The 18468-nt window shown below is 74.7% G+C and carries 16 protein-coding genes and 1 tRNA gene; 12 read left to right on the plus strand and 5 right to left on the minus strand.

Annotated elements, in window-relative coordinates; genetic code table 11:
* Positions 1-245: 245 nt before the first annotated feature.
* A complete protein-coding gene (locus FSY66_RS04140) occupies positions 246-1499 on the minus strand; it encodes a 5-(carboxyamino)imidazole ribonucleotide synthase (protein ID WP_144791526.1) in 1254 nt (417 codons plus the stop codon).
* Positions 1500-1636: 137 nt separating this feature from the next.
* Between FSY66_RS04140 and FSY66_RS04145 the strand changes: the two genes are divergently transcribed.
* Positions 1637-2314 carry a GtrA family protein gene (locus FSY66_RS04145; RefSeq protein ID WP_260853433.1) on the plus strand — a complete coding sequence of 226 codons (678 nt, stop codon included), beginning with the start codon at positions 1637-1639 and terminating at the stop codon, positions 2312-2314.
* Here the strand turns inward: FSY66_RS04145 and FSY66_RS04150 are convergent.
* Positions 2301-3098, minus strand: a complete 798-nt coding sequence (locus tag FSY66_RS04150) for a TIGR03089 family protein (RefSeq protein ID WP_144791528.1) — start codon at positions 3096-3098, stop codon at positions 2301-2303. The genes FSY66_RS04145 and FSY66_RS04150 overlap by 14 nt on opposite strands.
* 368 nt (positions 3099-3466) lie before the next feature.
* Here FSY66_RS04150 and FSY66_RS04155 point away from each other — a divergent pair, with 368 nt between their 5' ends.
* The 4 genes from FSY66_RS04155 (at position 3467) to FSY66_RS04170 (ending at position 6249) form a co-directional block, all read left to right on the plus strand.
* Complete coding sequence (locus tag FSY66_RS04155) at positions 3467-3925, plus strand: WhiB family transcriptional regulator (protein ID WP_144791530.1); 459 nt, start codon at positions 3467-3469, stop codon at positions 3923-3925.
* A gap of 26 nt (positions 3926-3951) precedes the next feature.
* A complete protein-coding gene (locus FSY66_RS13015; RefSeq protein ID WP_144791531.1) occupies positions 3952-4731 on the plus strand; it encodes a DUF3499 family protein in 780 nt (259 codons plus the stop codon).
* 169 nt (positions 4732-4900) lie between these two features.
* Positions 4901-5263: a Trm112 family protein gene (locus FSY66_RS04165; protein WP_144791533.1), complete on the plus strand. Its 363-nt coding sequence runs from the start codon at positions 4901-4903 to the stop codon at positions 5261-5263.
* Positions 5260-6249 carry a lipoprotein intramolecular transacylase Lit gene (locus FSY66_RS04170; RefSeq protein ID WP_144791534.1) on the plus strand — a complete coding sequence of 330 codons (990 nt, stop codon included), beginning with the start codon at positions 5260-5262 and terminating at the stop codon, positions 6247-6249. Before FSY66_RS04165 ends, FSY66_RS04170 begins: the two co-directional genes overlap by 4 nt.
* Before the next feature lie 35 nt (positions 6250-6284).
* Here FSY66_RS04170 and FSY66_RS04175 read toward each other — a convergent pair whose 3' ends face one another.
* Positions 6285-7997 (minus strand): dolichyl-phosphate-mannose--protein mannosyltransferase, encoded by a 1713-nt coding sequence (locus tag FSY66_RS04175; protein WP_144791536.1) that lies wholly within the window; start codon positions 7995-7997, stop codon positions 6285-6287.
* A 99-nt stretch (positions 7998-8096) separates the two neighbouring features.
* On the opposite strand from FSY66_RS04175, the gene rsmI reads away from it, so the two are divergent.
* The 4 genes from rsmI to FSY66_RS04195 are packed head-to-tail and all read left to right on the plus strand — an operon-like array spanning position 8097 to position 12079.
* Positions 8097-9023, plus strand: coding sequence for a 16S rRNA (cytidine(1402)-2'-O)-methyltransferase (gene rsmI / locus FSY66_RS04180; protein ID WP_144791538.1), 927 nt, complete (start codon positions 8097-8099; stop codon positions 9021-9023).
* 39 nt (positions 9024-9062) lie between these two features.
* Entirely contained in the window at positions 9063-10067 is a 1005-nt protein-coding gene (locus tag FSY66_RS04185) for a TatD family hydrolase (protein WP_144791540.1), read from the plus strand.
* A gap of 51 nt (positions 10068-10118) precedes the next feature.
* Positions 10119-11111: a 16S rRNA (adenine(1518)-N(6)/adenine(1519)-N(6))-dimethyltransferase RsmA gene (gene rsmA / locus FSY66_RS04190; protein WP_144791541.1), complete on the plus strand. Its 993-nt coding sequence runs from the start codon at positions 10119-10121 to the stop codon at positions 11109-11111.
* The gene (locus tag FSY66_RS04195) at positions 11108-12079 is read left to right on the plus strand and encodes a GHMP family kinase ATP-binding protein (protein ID WP_144791543.1); all 972 of its coding nucleotides are present in this window, start codon (positions 11108-11110) and stop codon (positions 12077-12079) included. The genes rsmA and FSY66_RS04195 overlap by 4 nt, the downstream gene beginning before the upstream one ends.
* 96 nt (positions 12080-12175) lie before the next feature.
* Here the strand turns inward: FSY66_RS04195 and FSY66_RS04200 are convergent, their stop codons facing one another.
* A complete protein-coding gene (locus FSY66_RS04200) occupies positions 12176-13522 on the minus strand; it encodes a phosphotransferase (RefSeq protein ID WP_186304393.1) in 1347 nt (448 codons plus the stop codon).
* 124 nt (positions 13523-13646) lie between these two features.
* A complete protein-coding gene (locus tag FSY66_RS04205; protein WP_144791545.1) occupies positions 13647-15479 on the minus strand; it encodes an ABC-F family ATP-binding cassette domain-containing protein in 1833 nt (610 codons plus the stop codon).
* A gap of 145 nt (positions 15480-15624) precedes the next feature.
* Between FSY66_RS04205 and FSY66_RS04210 the strand changes: the two genes are divergently transcribed.
* From FSY66_RS04210 to FSY66_RS04220, 3 genes are all read left to right on the plus strand, one after another.
* A tRNA-Gln gene (locus FSY66_RS04210) sits at positions 15625-15697 on the plus strand.
* 120 nt (positions 15698-15817) lie between these two features.
* Positions 15818-17368, plus strand: a complete 1551-nt coding sequence (gene glmU / locus FSY66_RS04215) for a bifunctional UDP-N-acetylglucosamine diphosphorylase/glucosamine-1-phosphate N-acetyltransferase GlmU (protein WP_144791546.1) — start codon at positions 15818-15820, stop codon at positions 17366-17368.
* Complete coding sequence (locus FSY66_RS04220; protein WP_144791547.1) at positions 17365-18348, plus strand: ribose-phosphate diphosphokinase; 984 nt, start codon at positions 17365-17367, stop codon at positions 18346-18348. The genes glmU and FSY66_RS04220 overlap by 4 nt, the downstream gene beginning before the upstream one ends.
* Positions 18349-18468 lie beyond the last annotated feature (120 nt).

An 18468-nucleotide genomic window follows, 5' to 3' on the forward strand; every position in this document is an offset into this window, starting at 1 on the left:
ATGACGCCGACATCGGGAAGCGCTTCGCTCACTGCTCACTCCTGGATCTGGGATCTCGCACGGGATCCTCGCCTGCGGGGCCGGACGCGCCGGGGCGTCCGGTCCTGATCAGCGCACACCGTACTCGCGAACCCTGGACATCCCGTGGAGGACCGGAGCACCGGCGATGGGGGACCGACGAGGGCCGCGGGCATCGGCCAGAGCGGTCGGGGCCGGTGCAGGCCGGGATCAGTGCGAGCGGGAGATCAGTGCGAGCCGGGGCCGTCGCGCAGCACGGCGGCGGCCGCGGAGGCCGTGCGGCGCACCTCGGCGGTCACGCCCTCGTCCGCGGGCTGCCCGGCGGCGGACAGCGCGTTCACGTGCCCGACCTTGCGCCCGGGCCGCACGGACTTGCCGTAGAGGTGGACCTTGGCCCGCGGGTGGGCCGCCATGGCCTCGGTCAGACCCGCGTGGAGGTTCGGCTGGTCGCCGCCGAGGATGTTCTTCATGACCGCCACGGCCGCCACCGGCTCGGGGCAGCCCAGGGGCAGGTCCAGCACGGCGCGCAGGTGCTGCTCGAACTGCCCGGTCACGGCGCCGTCCATGCTCCAGTGCCCGGAGTTGTGGGGGCGCATGGCCAGCTCGTTGACGAGCAGGGAGCCGTCGCGGGTCTGGAACAGCTCGACGGCCATCACCCCGGTCACGTCCAGCTCCGCCGACAGCCGCAGGGCGATGCGCTGGGCGGCCGCGGACTCCTCCGGGCTCAGGCCCGGGGCCGGGGCGATGACCTCGTCGCACACGCCGTCGACCTGGATGGACTCGACCACGGGCCAGCACCGCTGCTCGCCCGAGCGGCGACGGGCCACCTGCGCGGAGAGCTCGCGGGCGAACGGGACGGCCTCCTCGGCCAGCAGCGGGGCGGCGGAGCGGTCGAACCACTCGGCGGCGGTGCCCGTGCGGGCCTCCTGCTCGGAGTGCACGAGGAGCACGCCCTTGCCGTCGTAGCCCCCGCGGGGGGTCTTCAGCACCACGGGCCACTGGCCCTGCCCGGCGAAGGCCACGAGCGCGTCGGCGTCGGAGACCTCGGCCCAGCGCGGGTTCGGCAGGCCGAGACGGTCGACGGCCCGGCGCATGACGATCTTGTCCTGGGCGTGGATCAGCGCGTGGGGCCGGGGCTCGACCACGACCCCGTCGGCCAGCAGCGCCTCGAGGTGCTCGTTCGGGACGTGCTCGTGGTCGAAGGTCAGGGCGTCGAGCCCGCGGCTGAAGCCCCGCAGGGCCTCGAGGTCGTCGCCGGCGCCCACCCGGTGCGAGGCCGCCGCGGGCACCGCCGCCGCTTCCTCGGACTCGGCGAGCACGCGCAGCTCGATGCCGAGCTCGGCGGCCGCCGGGCCCATCATGCGCGCGAGCTGGCCGCCGCCGACGACGCCGACGACGGGGCCCGAGGCCGAGAAGCGCTCGGAGCCGGGGGCCTCGGAAGCGGGGGCGGAGGCAGTGGTCTGGGGGCTGTCGTCGCTCATCACGCTCCAAGGGTAGTCCGGGCGAGGATCAGCCGACTGCCAGGTTCGCAGGAGTACACTGCGGGACACCCCCGCCCGCCCGATCACGGCATCCTGCACTGCGGCGAGGGGTTCGCCGAGTTCCGGAGCCCTCTTCCATGACCGTTCGTTTCAAAGCCCTCTGGCACCTCTTCATCGCCGAGCTGATGAAGTTCGGCACCGTCGGGGGGCTGGCCTTCCTGGTGAACGCGGGCGTCGTGGCCCTGCTGATGGCCACGGTCTTCCAGGAGGAGGGCCACCTCAAGGCCAAGGCGATCGCCACGGTCGTGGCCACGATCTTCTCGTGGCTCGCCAACCGCTACTGGACCTTCCGGGACAAGCGCCAGGCCGACACCAAGCGCGAGGCCTGGCAGTTCCTGATCGCCAACGTGATCGGGCTGGCCATCGAGCTGTCCTGCATCGGCGTGAGCTACTACATCCTCGGGCTGACCAGCGGCACCGCCTCGTTCATCTCCGGAACGATCATCGGCACCATCCTCGGCACGATCTTCCGCTACCTCGCCTACCGCTTCTGGGTCTACGCCAAGCCGCTCGATCAGGAGCCCGGCTTCGCGCCGTCGACCGCCTCCGAGATGGCGGCGATCACCGGCAGCCTCCCCGTCGTGGGCCAGGACGGCCGGCAGGGTCGCGGCAGCACCGCGGCCGGCGCGAGCACCGCCTCGCGGGGCGACGCCGCGGCCTCCGAGGAGCGCAGCCGCAGCGCGAGCCCCGACGAGCGCGGCGGGGCGGGCGCCTCGTCCTCGGATGCGCCGCCGGCGGACGTCAGCGCCAGGTGAGGTGCACGCGCTCGGCGGCCAGATCCCGCTGCAGCGCCTCCGAGCCCGGCCGATCGCTGAGCACCGCCGCACCGCCGGCGGCCCACACGGCCAGCAGCCCGACGAGGCTGCCGCGGTCCCAGCCGTCGATGTCCAGGTGGACCACCGGCGCCTGGGGCAGCTCGGCGGCCCGGTCCGCGGCGGCCTCCTGGAGCCCCGCGAAGTCCAGGGCGCCCGCCGCGTCCTCGAGCGCGGCATCCGCGGGGCGCGGGCGCACCGCGCCCGGCCAGTGATCCCCGTGCGCCCGGATCTCGGCGCAGTAGTCGATGTCCCCGTCGGAGGCCGCCTCGGCCTCCGGCAGCCGCAGGGCCAGACCCGGATAGGCCAGCACGAGGCGGTCGTCGGCCTCGATCCCGGCGGCCTCCGCGGAGCCCTCCGGGCGGGGCCGCGCCTCGGGGCCCGCCCCTGTGCGATCCAGGACCGCGGTGACCTGGGCCTGCCCGGTCGTCGCCGCACCGGGCAGCGCGAGGACGGCGCCGATGCGCCAGGTCGCAGCCGCGAGCACGAGCGTGCGCCAGTGGACGGCCGGATCGAGCACCAGGCGGTCGCCGGGCATCATCCCCAGGTCGTCGACCAGGAGGTTGGCGGTCTTGGCGATCCAGTTCTCGAGCACGCGGCCCGAGAGCTCGACGCGGCCCCCGTCCGCGCCGTACCAGACGACGGCGGGGGTCGGGCGCTCGGCCAGCCGGGACAGCAGCCGGGTGATCTCGGTCTCGGTGCGGGGTGCGGGGCTCGTCGGCTCCATGGTCCTCCTCGGCGGACGGCTGCGGTGCTCGCGTGCTCTCGTCGATCCGGCGGTCGGATCCCGGGCGGGGCGCCGGACCCGCTCCGGACAGGGAGCATGTGCTCCACGGCGGCATCACTGCTGGTCAGAGGCGTTCTCTGGGCACGAGCGGCCGGATGTGGTACAGGGGATCCGCGCTTGACGCTGGGCACTTACAAGCGTGTAATTAGGGGGCCGAGCAGGTGGCCTCCCGCTGAGGGGAGTCCGACACCTGATGCCCCCACGTACTCATCGCCGCGATCCTACGACTCGCGCGTCGTCGCCGCACGGCCCGGTCCGATGACGCGGACTCCTGTCCTAGGGATCCCGTGCATGTCGGAAGGACCGTCATGGCAGAGCCCGCACGCCGTCGCGCCGCAGAGGTGCCGGAACCCGCACGCCGTCGTCGAGGCGCCCGTGCCGTGCCCCAGGACTGGTTCATGGACCCCGTCGAGGCGGATGCTCCCGCCGGCGCCGGCCTGACCGCGCTGCCGGATCTCAAGGAGGCCGATCTCGGCGATGCCGCCGCGGTCCCCGGCTCCATCTGGCAGGCCGTGGCCGGGGTGTACGGGGTCGACGGCGACGAGGGGGAGCTCGCCTGGCAGACGGATGCCCTGTGCGCGCAGACCGACCCCGAGGCCTTCTTCCCCGAGAAGGGCGGCTCGACCCGCGATGCCAAGCGCGTGTGCGCGGCGTGTCCCGTGCGCGACGAGTGCCTCGACTACGCGATGGCACATGACGAGAAGTTCGGCATCTGGGGCGGGCTCTCGGAGCGCGAGCGCCGGCGTCTGCGCCGCGCCGGGCGCTGAGCCCCCGGGAGGGTAGCGTTGTCGGAATGAGCACTGCAGATGCACCGCTGGCACGACTCTGCTCGCGTCAGACCTGCCGACGCCCCGCGCAGACCACTCTGACCTTCGTCTACTCCGATTCGACCGCCGTCATCGGCCCGCTGTCGGTGCATGCGGAGCCGCACGCCTACGACCTGTGCATCCCCCATGCCGAGCGCATGACCCCGCCCCGCGGCTGGGAGATCGTGCGGCTCGAGGGCGTCCTGGAGCAGGCGGACGACGACGCGTCCGCGGCGGCGCCATCGGGGCCCGTGGCCGACTCGGCGCCGCTCGCGCCGCTGTCCGCGCTGCCCGGGGCCGGCTCGCCCGGGGCAGCGGCCGCAGGCTCCGACGAAGCGCCCGAGGGCGGGTCATCCGCCGGCGGCCCCGACACCGGGTCGCCCTCCGGCGACGAGGCCTCGGAGGCCGATGCCCCGGGGAACTCCTCCGGCTCCGCCCCGTCGGGGTGGGGCCGCAGACGACGCGGAAGGCTCCGCTCGGTGACCTCCCCGGGGGCCGAGCCGGGCTCCGGCGAGTCCTCGGGGGCCGCCTCTCCGAGCGAGGACGATGGCGATTCCGAGGACGGGACCCCGTCCGGCGGCTCCGGTCCGGAGGCTGCCGCGGACGGGGAGGCTCCCCAGCGCCCGGAGCAGCCGAGCGGCGGCCTCGGCTCGCTGTCGGACGAGATCTTCGCGGGAGAGGGCACGGAGTTCGTGCAGGCTCGGGCCCGCCTCGACTCCCAGCCCCGCTCCATGCGCCGGCCGCACCTGCGCCGGGGCAGGGGCTGACGAGACAGGGGTTCCCGCCTCCGGCATCGCGAAGCAGCGCCGGCGAGACGCGGACGACGGACCGCGCGGGGACCGCCGCCTGCCGAGGGGGCGGCCCTACAATGGCCGACGGCGCCTGCACCCGCGGCCCGCCGCGACCATCCCGCCCCGCAGCCGAAGGCATCACTCCATGACCAGCGCTCCAGGCTCCCGTCCCTCCCAGCCCTCGTCCGGCGCTCGCACGAGCACCGGACGCCCGGCCCGCCCCGCCCGGAGCGCGACCACCGGCAATCCCCCGTGGCAGCGCACGCCGGCCGCGGACAGCGCGTCGGCGAGCACCCGCCCTCGGGGAGCGGGGATCTCGGACCTGTCGGCCGCCCTGCTGGAATGCCTGCGCTGCCCCCTGACCCGGGGGCGGCTGCTGTCCGTCGACGAGCATCGCCTCATGAGCGAGCTGCCGCACCGGGAGGGCATCCATCCCGTGTACGAGGTCGTGGACGGGATCCCGCACCTGCTGCCGGCCCAGGGCATGGCGGAGCGTCGGCAGCGGTGAGCACCCCCGCCTCGCCGAGCTCCGGGTCCTCGCACGGCGCCGGGCGGCAGTGGGCCCACCTGGGCCCGGCCGTCTCGCAGGACGGCGCCGAGCCGACGACCGCCGAACCGACCGCCACTGATCCGACAGTCGCCGCATCGCCGTCCGGCGAGCCGCCCGCGGGCGAGGGAACGCCGTCGTCGCCGTGGGCGGATCCCCCGGGCGACGGACCGGGCCGCCCCGGCTCGGCTCCGGCCCCCGTCCCCGGCCCGTCGGCCGGAGCCGACGAGCGCGGCGGGAGGTCCCGCCCCGAGCCGGGGCGCCCCGGTCGGCTGGGCATCGGGGGCGCGCTGACCCGCGCGCTCGTGGCACTGGCCGTGCCGCTGTCGCTGCTGGCCCTCGGCGTGCGCCTCGTGGCCACCCCGCTGTTCCTGTGGATCGAGTACCACCGCCCCGGGTTCCCGGAGGACGAGTACGGCTTCGGCGCCGAGGACCGCATGACGCTGGGGTCGCACGGCATGGACTACATCCTGAACTGGGCCCCGGGCTCGTTCCTCGGCGAGATCCGCACCCCCTCCGGGCGGGCGTGGTTCACCCCTGACGAGATCTCCCACATGACCGACGTGAAGTGGGTGCTGCAGATCGGGCTCTGGGCGGGCGTCGCCGTGGTCGTCCTGGCCCTCGTGATGGCCCTGCTGCATCGCCGCGACCGCGACGGGCTGCTGGGCGCGGTCGCGGTCGGGGGATGGCTCACCGTGATCGCCGCGGCGCTGCTGGCCGTCGTGGCCGCCGTGGCCTGGCAGCAGTTCTTCGCCGCCTTCCACGGGCTGCTCTTCGCCGACGGCACCTGGACCTTCAGCATGTCGGACACGCTGATCCGCCTGTATCCGACGCAGTTCTGGATCGACGCCGCGATCGTGATCGGCGTGATCGCGGTGGGCGGTGCCCTGCTGGCCGCGCTGCTCGCGCAGCGCGCTCGCACCTCCCGCGGCCGTCGCCGCCGCTGAGGCGCCGGGGGACGGGGGAGCAGGGGCCGCCCGGCTCAGATCCAGCTGTCGAACCACATGCGCGCGCGCCAGTCGTCGTAGGGCAGGACCTGGCCGCTCCACAGGGGCCAGAAGAACGCGGCCATGATCAGCACGACGATCAGCCACAGCCCCACGACGAGCCAGCCGAGCCTGGCCGGCCAGGTGCGGGTGCCGCGGCGGGGCAGCAGGAGCCCGGCGACCCCGGCCAGGAGCAGGACGAGGAACGGCATGTAGGGCAGGGCGTAGAAGAAGTACTTGGTGCGCTCGGGATGCAGCAGCCACGGTGCCCAGCCGGCGGCCAGCAGGCCCAGCAGGCTCAGCAGCCGCCAGTCCCGCCGCAGCGCCACCACGACGAGCGCGATCGCCGCGGCGAGCAGCCCGGTCCACCAGATCGCGGGATTGCCCTGGTTGAAGATCTGCTGGGCGCACTTGGCGACCTCGCAGCCGGCCTGCCCCTCGGTCGGGGACTCGTAGAAGTAGGACGTCGGGCGCCCCAGGACGAGCCAGTCCCAGGGCTGGGACATGTACGTGTGCTCCGTGGAGAGCCCGACGTGGAAGTCGTAGGCGGACACGTGGTACTCCCACAGGGACCGCAGGGGCCCCGGCAGCCACTGGACCCCCTGCCCCGGATGCTCCTGCGCCCACTGCCGGTGGTAGCCGCCCTGCCCGGCCAGCCAGCCGGCCCATGTGGCCAGATAGGTCACCAGTGCGACGGGGATCATGGCCAGGAACGCCGGGATGCCGTCCAGCAGCACCCCGGACAGCAGCCAGCGGCGGATGCCGGCCGTGCGCCGAGCCGTGACGTCCCAGATCACCGTGAGCAGCCCCAGCGCCGCGACGAAGTAGAGGGCGTTCCACTTCACGCCCACGGCGAGGCCGCAGGAGACCCCGGCGGCGACGCGCCACCAGCGCACCCCGAGGAACGGGCCCCACTGCCAGCGCCGCCGCGCCAGGCGGCGGGCCGCCCGGTCCTGGGCTGCGGTGGGCACCCGCGACGGCGGCGGCGCCCCCAGGCGCTCGGCCAGCCGGGTCCTGCCGTCCTGCCGGTCCACGAGCAGCAGGACGAAGGCCAGCAGGACGAACAGCGCCAGGAAGATGTCGAGCAGCGCCAGGCGCGAATGCGACAGATGCAGTCCGTCGACCGACAGGAGCAGGCCCGCGATGGCCGCGACGATCGGGGAGCGGAAGAGCATCGCCGCCGCGATCACCACGAGCGCGATCATCAGCGTCCCCGCCACCGCCGAGGAGAAGCGCCATCCGAAGGCCTCGCCGGCGCCGAACAGGCGCATGCCGAGCCCGATGAGGACCTTCCCCAGGGGCGGATGCACCGCGTAGGCGGGCTCGTCGAGCGGCTCCGGGGGCGTGCCGGCCGCGAAGCCCTCGTCGGCGTCCTCCGGCCACTTCCGCTCGTAGCCCGAGAGCATGATCGACCAGGAGTCCTTGACGTAGTACGTCTCGTCGAAGGCGATCTCCTGCGGCCGGCCCAGATGCCAGAACCGCAGGAATCCGCCGAGCACGATCGTCAGCAGCGGGAGCAGCCACATCCGGGCAGGGCTCAGCGGCGCGGGGGGCAGCAGCCGGTCCCGCAGATCCCGGCGGGTGGGGATCGAGCGCCGCGGCGTCCAGGCGGCCGAGTCGAGCGAGGCGGTCCCGGGGCGCCGGTCGTCCCGCAGGGCGGAGGACGGGCCGGGCTGACGGGCGGGGGAGGAGGGGGGCACGGGCCTCATGCTAGGTGACCGGCCGAGGGGCGCGCGGAGCGACCAGGGGCGTGACGCGGGACGGACCCGTCGGCCGACGAGGCCGCGCGAGCGCCTAGAGTGGTGCGGGTGAGCACAGATCCCACCGGGCCCGATGCGCCCCGCGGCGCCGCGCCGGGGGCTCGGTCCCCCCGGCCCGCCCGGTCGCCCGAGGACGGCTGCCTGGTGCTGGCCGGCACCCCGATCGGGAACCTGGGGGACGCCTCCGACCGGCTGCGGCAGGCCCTGGCCGCTGCCGATGTCGTCGCGGCCGAGGACACGCGCCGCACCCGCCGGCTGGCCGCCGGACTGGGGATCGAGATCTCCGGGCGCCTCGTGGCCCATCACGAGCACAACGAGGAGTCCGCGGCTCGGCAGCTGCTGGACGAGATCCGCGCCGGCGCCGTCGTGGTCGTGGTCTCCGACGCCGGCATGCCGACCGTCTCGGACCCGGGCTACCGGGTCGCCGCGGCCGCGGCCGCGGAGGGCCTGCGCGTCACGTCCCTGCCCGGCCCCTCGGCCGTGCTCACCGCGCTGGCGGTCTCCGGGCTGCCCAGCGACCGCTTCGCCTTCGAGGGGTTCCTGCCGCGCAAGGCCGGTCCCCGGGCGGCGCATCTGGCCGAGCTGGCCGACGAGAAGCGCACCATGGTCTTCTACGAGGCCCCGCACCGCATCGCGGGCATGATCGAGGCCCTGGCCGAGGCCTTCGGCGACGACCGTCCCGCCGCGATCGCCCGCGAGCTCACGAAGGTCTACGAGGAGGTCCTGCGCGGAGGCCTGCGCGAGCTCCATGAGCGGATCCGGCAGGACGGCCTGCGCGGTGAGATCGTCGTCGTGGTCCAGGGCGCCCCCGAGCCCGAGCCGGAGGCGGCCGCCGACCTGGTGGATCTGGTCGAGCAGGAGGTCGCCCGCGGCACCCGGCTCAAGGACGCCGCGGGGACGATCGCCCGCGCCCACGGCATCTCGCGCCGCGACCTGTACGAGGCGGTGCTCGGCGCCCGCGGCGCCGCGACCTGAGCCGGTCCGTCGTCGGCGGCCCGCGCTAGCCTGGCCCGGATGAGAACCTCCCGCCTGCACCAGACGCTGTGGCCCGAGCCGTCCCAGCGCCCCGCGACCGAGCCCGGGCAGACACCCGAGGCGTACCGGCCCGAGCACTACGAGCTGCCCGAGGACGCCCCGTCCGGTCCGGGCACGCGGCGCCGCGGCGAGTCCGCGGAGAGCGGCCGCAAGCGCGATCTGAGCTTCCCGGAGGCGCCCGAGCCGCTGCCGGTGCCGCTGATCGACGACCACACCCACATCGACATCCAGGACGGCCGCGTCCACATCGGCATCCCGGACGCCCTCGACGCGGCCCAGGACCTGGGGGTGCGCGGGATCGTCCAGGTCGGCTGCGACGTCCCGTCCTCGCGCTGGGCCGTCGAGGCCGCCGAGGCCGACCCGCGGATCCTGGCCGCGGTCGCGATCCACCCGAACGACGCCCCGCAGCTGGTCGAGGACGGGCAGCTGGACGAGGCGCTCGCGGTGCTGGACGAGCTCGCCGGGCACGAGCGCACCCGCGCGATCGGGGAGTCGGGACTCGACTACTTCCGCACCCGTCGGACGCGCCACGAGCTGCAGCACGAGTCCTTCCGCGAGCACATCCGCCTGGCCAAGCGGCACGGCCTGGCGCTGCAGATCCACGACCGCGACGCCCACGAGGACGTCGTGCGGATCCTGCAGGAGGAGGGCGCTCCCGAGCGGACCGTGTTCCACTGCTTCTCCGGCGACGCCGAGCTCGCGCGGATCTGCAACGAGCACGGGTGGTACATGTCCTTCGCCGGCACCGTGACCTTCAAGAACTCGCATGACGTGCAGGCGGGGCTGCGCGAGGCCCGCCGGGAGCTGATCATGGTGGAGACGGACGCCCCGTTCCTCACCCCGCACCCCTATCGCGGCCGCCCGAACGCGCCCTACCTCGTGGTGCAGACGGCGCGGTGGATCGCCGAGCACCTCGAAGCGCCCCTCGAGCAGCTGTGCGAGCGGATCGACGCGACGTCCCGCGAGGTCTACGGCGAGCACTGAACCGGCCAGGACCGGGCTGCGCGGACGGGAGTGCGGGCCCCGGCCGATAGCATGTCCGTCGTGCAGAGCCCCGAGGTCCCCGAGTCCGCCGTCCTCCCGCTGCTCGGCCCCGCCGAGATCAGGGAGCTGGCCGAGGCCGCCGGCATCCGCCCCACCAAGACGCTGGGGCAGAACTTCGTGATCGACCCGAACACGATCCGCCGGATCGTGGCCGCCGCTCGGCTCGATGCCGAGCACCCCGACGGGCCCGTGCGGACCGTGCTCGAGGTCGGGCCCGGGCTGGGATCGCTGACCCTGGGGCTGCTGGATGCCGTCGAGCACGTCGTGGCGGTCGAGATCGACCCGCCGCTGGCCGCCCGGCTCCCCGAGACCGTCGCCCGGTTCCGCCCGGAGGCCGCCGCTCGGCTCGACGTCGTGCTCGAGGACGCCCTCCGGGTCTGCGAGCTGCCGCTGCCCCCGCAGGCCCTGGTGGCGAACCTCCCGTACAACGTCGCCGTGCCCGTGCTGCTGAACCTGCTCGCGCGCTTCCCCTCGATCCGCCAGGGCCTGGTCATGGTCCAGGACGAGGTCGCCGACCGGCTGGCCGCCCGCCCCGGCTCCAAGGTCTACGGGGTGCCCTCGGTCAAGGCGGCCTGGCACGCCGAGGTCGAGAAGGCCGGCGTGATCGGCACCCAGGTCTTCTGGCCTGCCCCGAGGATCAGCTCCGGCCTGGTGCGCTTCCGCCGCCGGGCCGAGCCGCTCGTGCGCATCGGCGCCGCCGAGGCGCTCGGGCTGAGCGGGGCGGCGGCCGAGGCCGCCGATCGCGATGCCGTGTTCGCGGTGGTCGACGCCGCGTTCGCCCAGCGGCGCAAGACACTGCGCGCGGCGCTGTCCGGCTGGGCCGGCTCGGGCGCGGCCGCCGAGGAGGTGCTCGCGGAGGCCGGCATCCCGCCGACCCAGCGGGGCGAGAAGCTCGACGTCCTCGGCTTCGCCCGCATCGCGGCAGCCGGGGCCGGCCGGAGGATCATCGGCGGACCGCGCGGGGCGCGGGGAGACCGCTCATGAGGGCGTCCGCGATCACGGCCAGCGCGCCCGGCAAGGTCAACCTGCACTTCCAGGCAGGGCCGCCGCGCGCTGACGGGTACCACGCCGTGGCCAGCCTCTATGCGGCCGTCGACCACACGGAGACGGTCGAGGTCTCGCTGGATCCGCAGCGCCCGGCCGGGCGGATCGGGTGCGAGCTGCGCGTCGTGCCGGGCTCGCTGGTCGCCCAGCAGCAGGCCGCCGGAGCGTTCGATCCCTCCCTGGTCCCGCTCGACGAGCGGAACCTCGCGGTGCGCGCCGCCCGGGCCGTCCTGGCGGAGGCCTCCGCCCTGCCGTGCGGGATCCGGCTGCGGATCGACAAGTCCGTGCCCGTCGCCGGGGGGATGGGCGGGGGATCGGCCGATGCCGCCGCGGCTCTCGAGGCCGCCGGGCGCCTCGTCGAGCGCGAGACCGGGCACCGGATCGCCCCCGGACGGCTGCGGGAGATCGGATCCGGGCTGGGCGCCGACGTCCCGTTCGCCATGGCCGGCGGCGCCGCCGTCGGCACGGGGACGGGCACCGAGCTGGCGGCCGTGCCGATCAGCGCCGGGCAGTCCGTCGTCCTGGTGGCCGATGCCGGTGCGCTGTCCACCCCCGCGGTCTTCGCCGCGCTGGACCGCCTGCGCTCCGACGGCCTCCTGCCGACGCCGCTCGAGGCCGAGCTCGACGTGCCCGCGCAGCTGCTGCGCGCCCTGGCCGACGGCGATGCGCCGGCGGTCTCGGCCCTGCTGGCGAACGACCTGCAGGCCCCCGCCCTGGAGATGGCGCCGCACCTGCGGCAGCGCCTCGCGGAGCTGGAGGACCTGGGCGCTCGGGCCCTGATCTCCGGATCGGGGCCCACGATCGTCGGCTTCCCCCGCCGCCTCCGCTGGTCCGCCGACGAGGCGCAGGAGCTCGCCCGACGGCTGCGCTCGCGCGGCGCCTGCGCGGCGGCGGCCGTCCTCGGCTGAGGGCCGCCGGGCTCGCGCGACCGTCAGGAGGTCGGCGAGTGGGCGGCCAGGATCCGGCGGGGCGACTCATGACGACCGGGATCGCGTCTGCGTGGCTCAGAGAGCGTCCGCGGCTCGCAGGGCCTGCTGCGCCTGGCGCAGCCGCATCGCGGCCGCGTCATGACCCCCGCGGCGGCCGGCCGAGGCCACGAGGGAGAGCAGCACGCCGCTGATCCGCACGCGCAGGGAAGCGGGGTCCACGACCTGGTCGAAGACCGCGAGCGCCGCGGCGATGGGCGGCGCGCTCAGGGGGGAGCCGTCGTCCGCGGCAGGGGAGCGCTGCGCGCAGCGATGCGCGAGGCAGCAGGCCAGGTCGTCGTCCAGGCGCCCCGGCCCGATCGAATCCAGGTCCAGCAGCCCGGTGATCGGGCCCAGCGCGGGATCCAGCAGGCGAGGGCCGATCAGCACGTTGCCGGCGTGGAAGTCGCCGTGGCTCGGCACGAGCGCGGCGTCGTCCGCGGCGCGGCGCGCCGCGTCGATCGCGGCGGCCAGGCCGCCGATCTCCTCCGCCGCCTCGGGAAGGGCCGCGATCGCGGCCTGCGCGTAGTCCAGCACCCGCTCCGTCCACGACGGGCGCCGCGGCAGCTCCATGACGGAGGCCGGCAGCCGGTCGTGCAGCGCCAGCAGGTGCTCGGCCTCGAGCCGCGCCGCGCCGCCGCCGTCCGTCGCGCGCGAGGCAGGGACGCCGGGCAGGTGGGCCAGGAGCACGCCGCCGTCGCCGGTGGCGCCCAGCGGCCGGGGGACCGGGACGCCGCCCTCCCGCAGCATGGCGTGGCGCCGCGTCAGCTCGCCCTCGCGCTCGGGGCGCACGATCTTCAGCCATGCGGCCGGGTCCCCGGCGCCGGGGGCGTGCAGCCGCAGGACGGCGCGGCGGGTGGGCCGGTAGGACACGGGAGCGGGCAGCAGGCGTCCCGCGCCGTCGCGCCGGGCGGCCAGCTCGGCCGAGCTGCGCAGGCCCGGCAGCCACGGGTCGCCCTCCCACAGCCAGCCGGTCAGCGCGCAGCCCTCGGTGCGCACGCGCACGGCCCCCGGGTCCCCCCAGGATCCGCCGGAGGCATCCCCGAGTGCGCCGGGCCCCGGCATGGCGCCGGTGGACAGGCAGACCACGACCTCCTCCGGGTGCTGCAGGGGCAGCAGACCCGGCCACCGTGCCTCGGGGGCGAAGGGGCGGCCGCGCAGCCGGACCGCGAAGACCCCGGTCACCCCGGCCCCCGGCCGGTGGTGCAGCGAGAGGCGCCGCCACGGCCGGTCCGCGCTGCGCGCAGCGAGGCGACGGCGGTCCAGCGCGAGCCCGTGGGCGGCCAGCACGGAGTCCAGGGCCGCGCGCAGACCGGCGCTGCTGAGCAGCTCGACGGCCCGGCGCTCCTCGGCCTCGGCGGGTCCGGCGGGCGGTGCAGGGACCACGGCGTCTCCTGGGCTCGCATCCGATGCGGCCTCCTCGCCGCGGATCACCCCGACGATAACCCGGCGGCGCCCCGCCCGTCCGGTCCGCGGCGCCGCAGCCGGCCCGCGCACGGACCGGAGCGGATCAGCCCTCGAGCACCTCCGAGAGCTCGAGCCAGCGCAGCTCGAGCTCATCGATCTCGTCCCTGGCCTCGTTCATGCGGGCGGTGATCGCGGCCAGGCCCTCGAAGTCGGTCTGGTCGTGATCGGCCAGCTCCTGCTCGCGCTCGGCCACGGCGTCGCGCAGCTTGGACAGCCTGCGCTCGATCGATCCGACCTCCTTCTGGAGGGATCGCGACTCGGCGCCCGAGAGCGAGGCCTCGGAGCCCTGCTTCGAGGCCGCCATGGGGTTGGTCCGCGAGGTCTGCAGCGAGGAGCCGGCCGCCAGGCGCAGGTACTCGTCGACGCCGCCTGGCAGGTGCCGGAGGCGGCCGTCGAGCACGGCGTACTGCTGATCGGTCACGCGCTCGAGCAGGTAGCGGTCGTGGGAGACGACGAGCAGCGTGCCGGGCCAGGTGTCGAGCAGGTCCTCCATGGCCGCGAGCATGTCGGTGTCGAGGTCGTTGGTGGGCTCGTCGAGCACCAGGACGTTGGGCTCCTCCAGCAGGATCAGCAGCAGCTGCAGGCGCCGCTTCTGGCCGCCCGACAGATCCCGCACGGGCGTCGCCAGGTGCTCGCTGGTGAAGCCCAGCCGCTCGAGCAGCTGCCCGGGGGTCATCTCCTTGCCGCCGGCCGCGTACGAGCTGCGATAGCGGCCCACGACGTCGGAGACGCGGTCGTCGGCGACCTCGTCGAGCTCGCGCAGCTGCTGCGTGAGCACAGCCAGGCGGACGGTGCTGCCGCGGGTCACGGCGCCGGCGGAGGGCTCGACGTCGCCGGTGATCAGACCGAGCAGCGTGGACTTCCCCGCGCCGTTGCGCCCGAGGATCCCGGTGCGCTCGCCGGGGGCGATCCGCCAGGTCACGTCCTTCAGGACGGTGTGCTCCCCGGCGTCGCGATGGCCGGTCTCCTCGTCGTCGTGGGAGCCGGTGAAGGTCACCCAGGCGTCCTCGACGTCCACGACGCGCCTGCCCAGCCGCGAGACGGCCATCCGGGACAGCTCCACGGTGTCGCGCGGCGGCGGGACGTCGGCGATCAGCTCGTTGGCGGCCTCGATGCGGAACTTGGGCTTGGAGGTGCGGGCCGGGGCGCCGCGGCGCAGCCAGGCCAGCTCCTTCCGCATGAGGTTCTGCCGCTTGGCCTCGGCGGCCGCGGCCTGGCGGTCGCGCTCCACCCGCTGCAGGACGTAGGCGGCGTAGCCGCCCTCGAACGGCTCCACGGTCCGGTCGTGGACCTCCCACGTGTCGGTCGAGACCTCGTCCAGGAACCAGCGGTCGTGGGTGACGACCGCGAGCCCTCCCTGGGCGGCGGGCCAGCGGCGGTTGAGGTGAGCGGCCAGCCAGGTGATGCCGTCGACGTCCAGGTGGTTGGTCGGCTCGTCCAGGAACAGGATGTCCCACTCCTGGGCCAGCAGCGCCGCCAGCGCGGTCCGGCGGCGCTGCCCGCCGGAGAGGTCCCGCACCGCGGACTCCCAGTCCAGATCGGCGACGAGGCCGCCGATCACGTCGCGGACCTTGGCGTCGCCGGCCCATTCGTGCTCCGGGCGGTCCCCGACGACGGCCTGCCCCACGGTCAGCGCCGGATCCAGGACGTCGGACTGGTCGAGCATCCCGATGCGGGTCCCGGAGCGGGACGTCACGCGGCCCTGGTCGGGCGCGATCCGGCCCGCCAGGACCTTCATGAGGGTGGACTTGCCGTCGCCGTTGCGCCCGACGATGCCGATGCGGTCGCCGGCGTCGATGCCGACCGTGACGCCCTCGAGGACGGCGCGCGTGGGAAAGGACAGATGCAGGTTCTCCCCGCCGAGAAGATGAGCCATGATCCCGCCAGCCTAGTGTCCGCGGTCGGCCCGCTCAGCCCGCCCGGGCGCCCCCGGGCCCCGCCTCGGAGCTGAGTGCCGGCTGGTAGTGTGGCCCAGCACGCGCGGTGCCCGCGGCACCGGCCCGGATCGGCGCCGCCGCTGCTCCGCCTTGGTGTAATTGGCAGCACCCCGGCCTTTGGAGCCGTGGAGTCTAGGTTCGAACCCTAGAGGCGGAACGCCCGGACGCCTGCTCCCGGATCGGCTCGGCGCCGAACGCGGGACGGACGCCCTCGCCCCGGCGGGACCCCCATCCCGTTGCGTCCCCTCGACCGCACACCGTGAGGAGCACGACCGACGTGAGCACATCGGAACCCGCGCAGGGGCTGGAGCCCCCGGCCGCCGTCATCGTCCTGGCCGCCGGCAAGGGCACCCGGATGAAGTCCAGGACCCCCAAGATCCTGCATGAGATCTGCGGCCGGTCCATGGTCGAGCACTCCCTGGCCGCGGCCCGATCGCTGCGCCCGCAGCGCCTGGCCGTCGTCGTGCGCCACGACCGCGACCGCGTGGCCCAGCACGTGCTGGCCTTCGACCCGGAGGCGATCATCGCCGACCAGTCCGAGGTCCCGGGCACCGGATCCGCCGTCCTCGCCGGGCTCGAGGCGCTCGATGCCCAGCAGCGGCTCGAGGGCACCGTCGTGGTCACCTACGGCGACGTCCCCCTGCTCACGTCCGGGACGCTCTCGGATCTGGTCCGCGGCCACGAGGCCCACGGCAGCGCGGTCACGGTGCTCACCGCCGATCACCCGGAGCCCGGCAAGTACGGCCGCATCCTGCGCGACGCGGACGGCTCCTTCGCCGACATCCGCGAGTTCAAGGACGCGACCGAGGCCGAGCGCGCCGTCTCCGAGATCAACTCCGGGATCTTCGCCTTCGACGCGCAGGTCCTGCGCGAGGCCCTGGGGAAGGTCACCACCGACAACGCGCAGGGCGAGATGTACCTGACCGACGTGCCCCGGATCGCTCGCGAGGCAGGCGGCCGGGTGGATGCGGCCCGGATGGACGATTACATGGAGCTCGAGGGCGCCAACGACCGGGTCGCCCTCGCCGAGCTCGGCCGTCACCTCAACCAGCTCACCGTGCGCCGCCACATGCTCGCCGGCGTGACGGTCGTGGACCCGGCGACCACCTGGATCGACGTCGAGGTCGCGATCGGCCAGGATGCCACGATCCTGCCGGGGACCCAGCTGCACGGCATCACCTCGATCGGCGAGGACGCCGTGGTGGGACCCGACACGACCCTGGCCGACGTCCAGGTGGGCCGCGGCGCCTCGGTGGTGCGCACCCACGGCTCGGACTCCCGCATCGGCGCCGGCGCCTCCGTCGGCCCCTTCGCCTACCTGCGCCCGGGCACCGAGCTCGGCGCAGACGGCAAGATCGGCACGTTCGTCGAGACCAAGAACTCCACGATCGGCGACGGCTCCAAGGTGCCGCACCTGTCCTACGTGGGCGATGCGACGATCGGCACCGGCTCCAACATCGGCGCCGCGTCCGTGTTCGTGAACTACGACGGCGTGCGCAAGCACCGCACGGTGATCGGCGATCACGTCCGGATGGGCTCCGACAACATGTACGTCGCCCCGGTCACCGTCGGCGACGGCGCGTACTCGGGGGCCTCGACGACCGTCCGCAAGGACGTCCCGGCCGGCGCCCTCGCGCTCACCGAGGGCCGTGCCGTGATCGTCGAGGGCTGGGTCGAGCAGCACCGCGCGGGCACGGCCGCCGCCGAGGCCTCGGCCCGGGCGCGCTCGGACTCAGCCGGATCTGGTACAACCGACAGCAGCTCTGCGGGGGAGACCGCGGACGGCACTGCATCGGCCCCCGAGGCCGGAGAAAGCGAGTCACGATGACCGGGATCCTCAACACGGGGTCGAGCCGCCTCGTCCTGCTCTCGGGCCGGGCGCACCTTCCGCTGGCCGAGGACGTCGCGCGCGAGCTCGGGACGGAGCTCGTGCCGACCGATGCGTACGACTTCGCCAACGGGGAGACGTACGTGCGCTTCAGCGAGTCCGTGCGCGGCGCGGACGCCTTCCTGATCCAGTCGCACCCCTCGCCCATCAACCACTGGGTCATGGAGCAGCTGCTCATGCTGGACTCGCTCAAGCGGGCCTCGGCGAACTCGATCACCGTCGTGTCGCCGTTCTACCCGTACGCGCGGCAGGACAAGAAGCACCAGGGCCGCGAGCCGATCTCGGCCCGCCTGATCGCCGATCTCTACAAGACGGCCGGGGCGGACCGCCTGATGTCGGTGGACCTGCACACCGCCCAGATCCAGGGCTTCTTCGACGGGCCCGTCGATCACCTGATGGCGATCCCGATCCTCGCCGATCACGTGCGCACCCTCGTGGACGACGTCGACAACGTCACCGTGGTCTCACCGGACACCGGGCGCGTGCGCGTGGCCGAGCAGTGGGCCGAGCGCCTGGGCGGCTCGCCCCTGGCCTTCGTGCACAAGACCCGCGACATCACGGTGCCGAACCAGGCGGTCTCCAAGGAGGTCGTCGGGCAGATCGAGGGCCGCACGTGCGTGCTGATCGACGACATGATCGACACCGCCGGCACGATCACCGGGGCCGTGAACGTCCTGCGCGAGGCCGGGGCCGCGGACGTCATCATCGCCGCCACGCACGCGGTGTTCTCCGATCCGGCGGTCGAGCGGCTGTCGGGCTGCGGCGCCCGCAAGATCGTGGTCACCGACACCCTCCCGGTTCCGCCGGAGCACCGCTTCGAGGGCCTCGAGGTCCTGTCGATCGCGCCGCTGCTGGCCCGGGCCATCCAGGAGGTCTTCGAGGACGGGTCGGTCACGAGCCTGTTCAACGGCCGCTCCTGATCCGCCCGGATCGGACCGCCCGGATCCTGATCGGCCGGCCCCCCCCCCCCCCCCCCCCGGGGGGGGGGGGGGCCCCTCGGGGGGGGGGGGGGCGTCCGGCGCCTCGGCCATCGATCTCTC

It is taken from the genome of Kocuria palustris (assembly GCF_007666205.1).
Classification (GTDB): domain Bacteria; phylum Actinomycetota; class Actinomycetes; order Actinomycetales; family Micrococcaceae; genus Kocuria; species Kocuria palustris_A.

Coding starts and splice junctions, on each gene's coding strand:
- FSY66_RS04205 (WP_144791545.1), bottom strand. CDS start 15,479: ATGGCTCATCTTCTCGGCGGGGAGAACCTGCATCTGTCCTTTCCCACG.
- FSY66_RS04185 (WP_144791540.1), top strand. CDS start 9,063: ATGAGAACCTCCCGCCTGCACCAGACGCTGTGGCCCGAGCCGTCCCAG.
- FSY66_RS04195 (WP_144791543.1), top strand. CDS start 11,108: ATGAGGGCGTCCGCGATCACGGCCAGCGCGCCCGGCAAGGTCAACCTG.
- FSY66_RS13015 (WP_144791531.1), top strand. CDS start 3,952: ATGAGCACTGCAGATGCACCGCTGGCACGACTCTGCTCGCGTCAGACC.
- FSY66_RS04155 (WP_144791530.1), top strand. CDS start 3,467: ATGGCAGAGCCCGCACGCCGTCGCGCCGCAGAGGTGCCGGAACCCGCA.
- FSY66_RS04140 (WP_144791526.1), bottom strand. CDS start 1,499: ATGAGCGACGACAGCCCCCAGACCACTGCCTCCGCCCCCGCTTCCGAG.
- FSY66_RS04145 (WP_260853433.1), top strand. CDS start 1,637: ATGACCGTTCGTTTCAAAGCCCTCTGGCACCTCTTCATCGCCGAGCTG.
- FSY66_RS04150 (WP_144791528.1), bottom strand. CDS start 3,098: ATGGAGCCGACGAGCCCCGCACCCCGCACCGAGACCGAGATCACCCGG.
- rsmA (WP_144791541.1), top strand. CDS start 10,119: ATGTCCGTCGTGCAGAGCCCCGAGGTCCCCGAGTCCGCCGTCCTCCCG.
- FSY66_RS04175 (WP_144791536.1), bottom strand. CDS start 7,997: ATGAGGCCCGTGCCCCCCTCCTCCCCCGCCCGTCAGCCCGGCCCGTCC.
- FSY66_RS04220 (WP_144791547.1), top strand. CDS start 17,365: ATGACCGGGATCCTCAACACGGGGTCGAGCCGCCTCGTCCTGCTCTCG.
- FSY66_RS04165 (WP_144791533.1), top strand. CDS start 4,901: ATGACCAGCGCTCCAGGCTCCCGTCCCTCCCAGCCCTCGTCCGGCGCT.